Genomic DNA, 4,561 nt, shown 5'->3' with positions numbered 1-4,561 from the left:
GGTCAGGGGGTGGGCCGTTCGCCGGCGTCCAGGACGGCCTGGGTCCAGCCGCCCTCGACGACGCCGGTGCCGTCCAGCACCGCCCAGTCGACCACGTCCGAGGCCTCCACCACGACCGGCGAGCCGATCCGGACCGTCGGGTCGGAGGTGGCGTCGCTCGCGCTCACCCCGACGATCCGCTCCGGGGCCTCCCACGTCGTGACGCCCGCCCAGACGAACTCGGGACCGTCCTCACCGGACAGGCCGTACTTGACCACCAGCTGCGACTCGCGTGGCAGCTGCCCGGCCACGAAGCGGGCACGCACGTCGACCAGCCCCGCCCGGGCGGTGGCGATCGCCTTGCTCATGGCGTCCCCGGGCCGGGCGTAACGCACGTCCGGCTGGATGCCGGCGAAGAGCGTGGCGCAGGCCGCCGCGAAGTAGCGGCCGTCGGGGCCCGAGTGCCCCGGGGGCGGGCGCAGGCTGAGGAACGAGTCCGCGTCCGGGTCGGTCGCCGGGTCCAGTTCGATCCGGAGCAGCACCGGGGCGGTCGCGCCGTGCTCCTCCGCATTGCCGTACGCCACCGCGATGTCGTGCCCGGTCACCGTGGCGAGCACCGGCAGCTGCACGAACGCCGGCACCTCCTCGCCGGAGAGCCCGTCGGTCCAGTCGCGCAGCAGCCGCCGCGCCGCGCCGGTCATCACCGCACCCCACGCCCGGGTCAGGTGGTCCGGCACGCCCTGGGTCTGCAACTCCAGCAGGCCGAACCGGCGCAGCCCCTTCGTGGTGAACCAGAGCCCCTCGTCGTCAGAGGAGTAGGGCACCAGCACCCAGTCGACCAGGCGGATCCGGCCCGTCTCGTCGGGCAGCGACCGCAGCGCCGTCGCCGGGTCCAGGAACTGCAACCCGAAGACGTCCACCACGTCGCCGCCGACCGAGTCGGCCACCGCCGCCGCCACCGCCCGGGCCGCCCACTCGTGGGCCGGCGGCCAGCCGGGCCGGTACTCGGCCTGCACCACCACGAGGTGTGAGGCCGCGGCGAGCCGGTCCAGCTGCGCCTCGCTGGCGCCGAACGCGGTGAGCAGGTCCGGCGGCAACTCGGGGAACTCGCCGATCGGCCGGGTCTCCACGCTCATCAGCGGGCTGTCCAGCATCTGCTTCGCCAGCCCGTACACCGGTTCGGCGATCCGGCCGGCGAGCGCCGCCACCGCGCTCTTGGTGCCGACCCTCGGCATCCCCTGTACGGGCACCAGGTAGGTCGCGCTGAGCGACTCCGGGACCGGTACGGGCAGGAAGTCGTCGGTGATGAGCATTCTCGTCCCCCGTTGGCGGCGCCGGTGCTTGTCGAGCCGAACGCTACCCGGCACGGCGAGTCCGGTTCAGCCGGACAGCACCAGTCCGAGGTAGACCAGCGTGGTGACCACCTCGACGGTCGCTCCGAGCACGTCGCCGGTGACGCCGCCGAGGCGGCGTACCACGTGGGCCAGCAGCGCCACCGCGACGGCGAGGGCGACCCCGACGGCGAGCGGCCCCTGCCACGGGCGGCCCGGCACCGCGGCGGCGGCCACCAGGGCGACGGCGACCGCGCCGAGCGCCACGGCCGGCGGACCGACGGTGCCGGCGACCAGCGCGCCGAGGCCCTCCGGACGGGCGGCCGGTACGCCGCGCCGGCAGGCCAGCGTGACACCGAACCGGCCGGCCGCCGTCGCGGCGACCACGGCCGCGAGGCACGCCGGCCACGACCGCCCGGCCAGTTCGGCGAGCGCCGCCGCCTGCACCAGGAGTACGACCACCAGGGCGACCACCCCGAACGGGCCGACGTCCGGCTTCTTCATGATCTCCAGGGCTGCCGCGCCCCGCCGGTACGAGCCGAGCGCGTCGACGGTGTCGGCCAGCCCGTCCAGGTGCAGGCCCCGGGTGAGCAGCGCGGCGACGCCGACCGTCACCCCGGCGGCCACGAGCGGCGCGGTGACCGCGGCCAGCAGCAGCAGGACGCCGGCGAGCAGCACGCCGAGCAGCGCCCCCACGGCCGGCGCGAGCGACATCGCGGCGCCCGCCACGGCCCGGTCGATCCGGCCGGCGCGCACCGGCAGCGTGGTGAACGTGGTGAGCGCCAGCCGCGCCCCGGCGACGAACCGCCCGTCAGCCGGCACGGCCCGACGGGTCGACCCGCTCCTCGTCCGGCTCGGTGCTGGTCGGGCCCGGCCCGGCCGGCTCCGGCTCGGCGAACTCGGGCTCCTCCTCGGCCTCGTCGTCCGGCTCGTCCCCGGCGGCCAACGCCGGGTGCGTGGGCAGCGCGGCGGCGAGCGCCAGCACGGAGCGCAGCATCGGCAGCGCGACCAGGGCGTTGGCGCCCTCGCCGAGACCCAGCCGCAGGTCGAGCAGCGGAGTGATCCCCAGCACGTCGGCGGCGAGCTTCACCGCCGGGTCGCCGCCGTGGTCGGCGAGCAGGCACCAGTGCCGGGCCTGCCCGGCCAGATCCCGGCTGACCAGGCCGGCGGCCAGCCCGACCGGACCGTCGAGCATCACCGGGATGCGGCGCGCCGTCGCGCCGAGCAGCACGCCGGTGGCGATCGCCACGTCGCCGCCGCCGAGCTCGGCGAGCACGTCCTTGGCCGCCCGGGACGAGAGACGGCTGCGGTGCATCGCGTCGCGTACCGCCGCGCAGCGTCGCATCCAGGCCGCGTCGTCGATCTCACCGGCGTCGGTGACCACCCGGCCGAGCACGGCGGCCGGCTCCGCGCCGGCGGTGGCCGCGAGCACGGCCGCGGCGGCCGCCTCGGTGCCGGCCCCGGACGCGGCCAGCACCAGCAGCTGTACGCCCGCCTCGGCGGCCGCCTCGGCCAGCTGCCAGCCGTAGCGCAGGGCGGACTCGACCTGCTCGCCGGTGAGCGCCGGCTCGTCCTCCATCGCCGCGGCGGTCGGGGCGTCCACCACCTGGAGACCGGCGCCGGCCTCGGCGGCCAACCGGGCCAGCGCGCCCCGGCCGGCACGGGCCTGCCCGGCGCGGCGCGCCGACTCGCCGGGCCGGTTGCCGGCCGCCGCCCCGCCGGCGTGGTCGCCGTTGATCAGCAGCACACGTACGGAGGTCCAGGCGGCCGGGGTCGGGGTGCCCTGGGTGGCGGCGGCGAAGCCGACGAGTTGCGTCAGCACCCCCAGCCCGGCGCCGGGCACGTCCAGGGTGGCGAGCCGCTCGATCGCCTGCGGGCCGGCGTACTCGTCGGGCATGGGCAGTTCCATGCCGGGCTGGATGACGAGTCCGGTGGAGACCATCGGCAGCGCCATGGTCGGCGTGGTCCAGCCCGTGCCGCTCTCGGTGGGCGGCATCGGTGGGGGAGGTGTGGGGTTCGCCACGTCCGGGAGGTCGACGAGGTCGGGTACCGGCGCCACGGCCGCCGTCCCGTTCGCCGCGGCGGCCACCTGCCCGGCGGCCTGCGGGGCTCCGGCGCCCGGCACGGCCCCGGCGGGGACCGGCGTCGCGCCCTTGAGCCAGGTGGCCTGCCCGGCGATCACCAGCACGACCGCGTCGCAGGCGTCGGCGGCGGCCCGGTTGGTCGTGCCCAGCGCGTCGGTGAAGGCCCGGCCGACCGGAGTGGTCGGTACCAGGGAGAGCCCGACCTCGGGGCTGACCAGCACCACTCGCGCGGTGCAGTGCCGGATCGCCTCGGCCAGCTCGGCGATCGTCCCGGTGTCGTCCGCGGGCTGGTGCGCCGGATCCAGCAGCACCGCCACCCACCCGCCGAGGTCGTCGACCAGCAGCGTCTCGTTCGGCTCCGCGGCGGCGAGCACCTCGGCGAGCCGACGCGGGTCGCTCGCGGTCTCCTCGGTGGTCCAGCTGCCCGGCCGGCGGGCGCGGTGCGCCGCGAGGCGGCCGGCCCACTCGGTGTCCTGCGGGTCCCCCTCGGGCGCGGTGGCCACGTATCGGACCACCGGCGCGTCACCGACCAGGGACTCGGCGAACTCGGACTTGCCGGACCGGATGCCGCCGAGCACCAGGACCGTGTTCCACCCGTCAACCGACATGCCCGTACCTTAAGGCCGTCGGTGGGGTGGTTGCCGCCCGGCCCGGGCGCTCAGTCGCAGTGTTCGAAGGGGCTCGCGTAGCTGACGCCCCCGGTCGACCCACCCCACTTGACGCACTTTCCGGGGGCGGCGGCCCGTACCGGCCCGGCGTAGTACTCGAACGAGCCGCTGTCGGTCTGACGGGACCGCCCCTTCACCTCGAGGTACGCGGCGGCCGCAGTCCTCGTGCCGACGGCGGTGTCCTTGAGGGTGACGACGCAGTTGTTGCCGTTGCCCGCGTTGTAGAGCAGGTAGACGCGGCCCCTGCGCCGGCCGTCCCCGCCGGTCAACGTCGCCGAGTCGATCACCTGGTAGCCGGGGCCGCAGGCCTGGTTCGCCGTGTACGGGTTGGGCTTCTCTGGCTTGCGGCTCGTCGGGGCCGGCGACGGCGGGCGGCCGTCGGTGCCGCCGGTCGGCGCGACGGTCGGGTTCCCGCCGGGCGCGGCGGTCCGCGTGGTCGAGCCGCTGCCGGTGGGCGTGGGGTTCGCGGACCGGGTGGCGCCCGGGGTCGTGGTCGGGC

At 76.7% G+C, this 4,561-nt stretch carries 3 protein-coding genes and 1 pseudogene; all 4 read right to left on the bottom strand.

The genetic code is table 11. The features are described from left to right. Positions 1-2: 2 nt before the first annotated feature. Positions 3-1,292, bottom strand: a complete 1,290-nt coding sequence (locus E1211_RS30880) for a DUF2314 domain-containing protein (protein ID WP_132353573.1) — start codon at positions 1,290-1,292, stop codon at positions 3-5. 66 nt (positions 1,293-1,358) lie between these two features. Continuing rightward, complete coding sequence (gene cobS, locus E1211_RS30875; protein ID WP_132353571.1) at positions 1,359-2,132, bottom strand: adenosylcobinamide-GDP ribazoletransferase; 774 nt, start codon at positions 2,130-2,132, stop codon at positions 1,359-1,361. Beyond that, complete coding sequence (locus E1211_RS30870) at positions 2,122-4,002, bottom strand: bifunctional adenosylcobinamide kinase/adenosylcobinamide-phosphate guanylyltransferase (RefSeq protein ID WP_132353569.1); 1,881 nt, start codon at positions 4,000-4,002, stop codon at positions 2,122-2,124. Before E1211_RS30870 ends, cobS begins: the two co-directional genes overlap by 11 nt. Before the next feature lie 50 nt (positions 4,003-4,052). After that, positions 4,053-4,561 (bottom strand): annotated as a pseudogene (locus tag E1211_RS32825) (hypothetical protein); the annotation flags it as partial.

Origin of the sequence: Micromonospora sp. 15K316 (assembly GCF_004348525.1) — a bacterium.
GTDB lineage: Bacteria > Actinomycetota > Actinomycetes > Mycobacteriales > Micromonosporaceae > Micromonospora.
Note: the sequence above shows the minus strand (reverse complement) of the source record. Positions and strands in the feature narration are given on the sequence as shown.

Excerpts from the sequence above, each read along its gene's own strand:
- E1211_RS30880 (WP_132353573.1), bottom strand. The coding sequence starts at position 1,292 with ATGCTCATCACCGACGACTTCCTGCCCGTACCGGTCCCGGAGTCGCTC.
- E1211_RS30870 (WP_132353569.1), bottom strand. The coding sequence starts at position 4,002 with ATGTCGGTTGACGGGTGGAACACGGTCCTGGTGCTCGGCGGCATCCGG.